General features: G+C 37.9%; 3 protein-coding genes and 2 pseudogenes. 3 read left to right on the top strand and 2 right to left on the bottom strand.

The genetic code is table 11. The features are described 5' to 3' along the window. Window positions 1-208 (bottom strand): annotated as a pseudogene (locus V7083_RS19070) (hypothetical protein); the annotation flags it as partial. A 471-nt stretch (window positions 209-679) separates the two neighbouring features. Beyond that, window positions 680-1,459 (bottom strand): dimethylarginine dimethylaminohydrolase family protein, encoded by a 780-nt coding sequence (locus V7083_RS19065; protein WP_335480881.1) that lies wholly within the window; start codon window positions 1,457-1,459, stop codon window positions 680-682. A gap of 131 nt (window positions 1,460-1,590) precedes the next feature. On the opposite strand from V7083_RS19065, the gene V7083_RS19060 reads away from it, so the two are divergent. The 3 genes and pseudogenes from V7083_RS19060 to V7083_RS19050 all read left to right on the top strand — a co-directional run bounded on the left by V7083_RS19060 (window position 1,591) and on the right by V7083_RS19050 (window position 4,569). Further along, on the top strand, window positions 1,591-2,481 hold the full coding sequence (locus V7083_RS19060; RefSeq protein ID WP_335480879.1) for a LysR family transcriptional regulator: 891 nt from the start codon (window positions 1,591-1,593) through the stop codon (window positions 2,479-2,481). Window positions 2,482-3,187: 706 nt separating this feature from the next. After that, a pseudogene (locus tag V7083_RS19055) lies at window positions 3,188-3,703 on the top strand (RNA polymerase sigma factor). After that, window positions 3,700-4,569 (top strand): DUF4367 domain-containing protein, encoded by an 870-nt coding sequence (locus V7083_RS19050; RefSeq protein ID WP_335480877.1) that lies wholly within the window; start codon window positions 3,700-3,702, stop codon window positions 4,567-4,569. The pseudogene V7083_RS19055 and the gene V7083_RS19050 overlap by 4 nt, the downstream one beginning before the upstream one ends. Window positions 4,570-4,739: the final 170 nt, after the last annotated feature.

The following is a 4,739-nucleotide window of genomic DNA, read 5'->3' as shown; positions in this document are numbered from 1 at the left end:
AATTAATACACCGTTTTACTACACGGTACTTATCATTTTTTTTTAAACCGTACTTATGAGATAAATATTTTACTCTTCTAATGTTTATGTTTAACGCTTTAGCTATATCGGCTTGCGTTCCCCATTTATATATGCTTTTTAGTATATCTTCTTCTGATTTTCCTTCTTTTTTGGACATCATTACATATCTCGTCAAAGAATAATCCAATGTACAATCCTCCTACTATATTTGTACTTTTAGTTTGGAAAAGTACAATTTTTCATAGTTTAGGCACAATCACATTGGAAAATACGTATAAAATTCAAAAACAAAACTNNAACGTCGTGACTTTATTAAAAACATCGCGACTTTATTTCAAATTTACAATATTGCCCGGATTAAGTAGAAACACGGGATTATTGAGCGAGAGAATTATATAAACCGAAGGCTGGAAATGCAAACAGCCGAAAATGCCACCTGAAAAGGAACGGGAAATCACGGAAGCATTGAAGTTATTTTTGGAATGATATGAGATCCACTTTGAAAATTGTAACGGAATTTGAAGCTTTAGAATAAACAGTAGCCACGGTTGCTGCTCCGAAAACAGAGTAGTAGTCGTGGCTCTGCTTTTGCTTTTAGTCTTTCTCCCTGCTCGTAAAAATAACGCAGCCGAAGCTGCGTTAGAAATATGAATTAGCATCAGAATCTAAGTGACAAGCAAGTGAGGCTGCCGTCGATTTTCTTGAACTCGCTTGTATCAACTAGCCTTACCGGGTAGCCGAGGTCCTCGATGATTTTAAGAGTCTTAGGATATCCTTCAGGAACAAGAACTGTACCGTTAATGTACAGACTGTTGATTGCGTAAAGTTCGTCAGGGACTATAACGAAGCGGTTAAAGTCTTTGAAAGCTTCTAGCTTGTCAACGGTTTCTGTAACAAGCATATTGTTGTTTTCAAGGTAGATTGCGAAATCCTTTAGATGAAGGCCTTCTGTTACAGGTACTGTGGATGAGGTGTAGCCAAATCTTGTAACTATTTCGTTGAACTGGCGAGCGCCTTCCGCGTTTGTTCTATCGCTCTGACCAACGTAGAAGTGATCTCCTACACGCATTACATCACCGCCTTCCATTGTTCCTGGAGCTTCGATGTGAAAAATCTGGTCATCTGAGTAGAACTTACGAATAGCTGGAAGGATTTCTACCTTTTCGCCATTACGGGAGTCCCTTGCAGGGTTTGTGATCACTGCACAACGCTCCATAACAACGGCTGGGTCTTCTGTAAAACATGAGTCAGGGTAACGCTCATCGGCTTCTAAATCTAGAACTTCTAATCCAAGAGATTCAAGAATCTCAACGTATTTATCATGCTGTCTAGCGGACAATTCGTATTCTGGCTTTTCGCCTGGTTCTACGAACTGAGCTGTGAATATTCCGTCGATTAATGCTTTGCAAGGTTTCTTAGTAATGGCTTTTGTAAACATATTTATACCTCCGTAAAATTAAGTTGATGTTTTCTATGCTCTGAGTATATAATACAAATAAAGATTCGTAAATCGCAAGTATATCATGGTTTCCATGAGTAATCGTCATATAATAGCTAAGGAGGTGAGTCATGAGTCTTTCACAATACGAGGCATTTATCAAAGCTGTCGAGACTGGAACAATGACTCAGGCAGCGGAGGAGCTTGGCTACACACAATCAGGGCTTACTAGAGCAATAAATACACTAGAAGAGCAATGGAATGTAAAACTATTAACTAGAGGACGAAACGGTGTACAACTTACTACAGAAGGGCAACTGCTGTTGCCATATATAAGAACGGTCCTTCATGACCAACGTAGACTTTCCGAGCGAATCGGTGAGATCAATGGCCTTCGTGAAGGTCTTATTAGAATTGGAACATTTAACAGTATCTCTGCACAGTGGCTCCCTGGGATGATAAAGAGATTTCAACATGATTACCCTGGAATCAGATTCGAGCTGCTGCACGGAACAGATACTCAGATTGTAAGTTGGATAGCTGATGGACGAGTGGATGTGGGTTTTGTTGCATACCCAACTTTACCGGAACTTGAGTCCGAATTCCTGTACCGTGACCCCATCGTAGGCATTTTTTCTGAAGATGATCCCTATGCCAGAATGGAAAAACTCAACATTTCCGAGCTGCCAAATCTGCCGTACATTGCGCTCAACGAGGGGGGGGAGGATGAGATTACAGCCATTCTGGACAAAAACAGGATTACCCTAGACGCGCGTTTCGTAGAAAGCGACGATCACGCCGTAATCGCTATGGTAGAGAAAGGGCTGGGCATTAGTCTTATGTCTGTAATGATGATACAGGGTTTTGACCGACGAATTGTGGCGATTCCACTGGACCCTCCGGGCTACCGCGACCTTGGAATCGCTTGTCGCAGCCATAACCTTCTGTCTGGCGCAGCATCAAGGTTCTACGAGTATGCTCGTCGCTGGGTAGCTGAGGAGTACAAGCCTATCGAACTATGACATATATCCAAGGGACTATGCGTCCACAAAATAGCATCGCCTAAATTGCAAAAAAATAATTCCCGAACAGCACACAGTCCGGCAATTATTTTGGAATTCATAATGGAATGACTTTGCTTGTTATTGGACTATTGCGCTTTTTGTAGCGTGCGTAGGATTCGCCGACTGATGAGAGAGAACGGAATCACTCCATAACAAGATATAAACATCGCCCATATCCAAAGGAAAAGGTGGAAACCTACGGATAACGCGATAAATAGAGAATTCCAAGTAGGGAAGCCAGATAAGGCACGGTGTGGAGATATTACATAACATTCGGACAGAAACTGGATGGGGTATATTTAGCTGCAGCTATTGACCTGTTTAACTGAGAAGTGGTAGGCTACTCCATTAGTAAAAAACCGAATACAGAGCTACCGAAACGAGCAATGGCAAATGCCCTATCAAATAGAAAACCGGAAGAATAATCTTTCGGTTTATTCCTTAAAAAAGCGTTTATACAAAATCGGAACAACGGTAATGCATTTTCTTATTGAAGTAACGGAGCAGGTTAGCTCAAAAAAAAAATTTTAATAGGAACAATTTTTATTTATGACCGTTCTAATAAGACGGTTTTTTATTTTGAAAAAATTTAATATAATTTAAGCCAATTCAGGCTCTTATTTGTCTAATAGATATAGGGCAAACAAGGATAGGAGGAGCAACCATTATTCATTTAGTAAAAAAGGCTCAAAAAGGCGATGACCAAGCCTTTCTTGAACTTTTCCAACAATATCAGGAAGATATATACCGTTTAGCTTTTACGTATGTAAAAAACCAAAGTGATGCGTTAGACGTGATTCAAGAGGTTGCATATCGTTCATTTAAGAAGATAGACACATTGAAAAATCCTGAATATTTTAAGACTTGGTTGATCAAAATTACCATCAATTGTGCAATTGAACTAGTTAGAAAAAATAAAAAGGTAATTCAATTAAAACCAGAATATGAAGAGTTTATTGGTTCAGAAGAAGACGATGTTTCCCTTTCAATTACCATTCAAGATTTACTCGAACAGTTAAATGAAGATGAAAAAAGCATCATACTTTTAAAGTTTTTCCAAGGTTATTCATTTAAAGAGATAGCTGATTAAATGAATATACCTTTAGGAACAGCAAAATCAATTTCATATCGTGCATTAAATAAACTTAGAAAAAAAATAAAGGAGGCAAATTATTTGTGAATAACATAAAACAGAAAATGGAAAAGATAGAGATTCCAAAAGATTTAACCAATAGGGTTGCTTTAGGGGTTAAGCAAGCGAAAATGGAAAAAGAGAGAAAGAAAAACTCCCCTAAGTGGATGCTTGCTACAGTTGCTTCGGTAATAATCATTGGTGCAGGTTTATCTTTTAGTGGTTCATCGCTTGCAGATGCTGCTGAATCGCTAATCAGTCAACTATTTGGTTCCAAAGAAAATTTAATGCAAGCTTATCCTAATGAAAGTAAAGAAGAAATCAGTTACTTCGAAAGGCATATGGAATTTGCAGAGAAAAATTTGACCCAAGAAGAGTTCAACAAATATAGTCAATTATTTAAGGAACAGTTTAAGCTAAGAAGTAATTTGCAAAAGGAAAATAGAGAGCCAGATGAGGAAGAGACAGCGAGATTACACAAAATTAAAGAATTGCAGTACTCTATCTCAAGAAAATTTGCACAAAAGGAAGCCCAACAGTACACAGGTTTTACAATTACAAAACCAACATATATACCTGAAGGATATAAACAAGTTGGTGAAAGTTACCCTTTCGATAATGGTCAGAAACCAGTTGTTTCATTGGATTATAGCAAGGGAGACTCAATGTTTACTACACAACAGTTGAAATTAACTCAAATAGCCGATATAGAAAAGCCAGAGTCGGGTTTTTTTGAAAAAACAGAAACATATTCTTTAAATGGTTTTGAGTTTGATTATGTATCCTCAAAAGGGGGTTGGGTTGGCGTAAGAGTAAAAGTACCAGAAAAAGGATATAAAATTATTTTAACTTCAGATAAGTTGTCAAAGAATGAAATGGAAAATGTATTACTGTCAATGATAGAAAGTAAATAAGATTTCCAATAAGGGAATATGAATATATACCTTCGTAAAGAAAGATTGCGATTGCGACTTAAAAGCAAGCGCTTTTTCTTTATTCGATAGTATTCCAATAATGAGTTTGTGAAATATAGCACTTAAACTAAAGGGTGCTTATGTTAAATATTGGATCGCTGCGGCGGTCC

Origin of the sequence: Bacillus sp. JJ1764, assembly GCF_036962145.1 — a bacterium.
Classification (GTDB): domain Bacteria; phylum Bacillota; class Bacilli; order Bacillales; family Cytobacillaceae; genus Neobacillus.
Note: the sequence above shows the minus strand (reverse complement) of the source record. Positions and strands in the feature narration are given on the sequence as shown.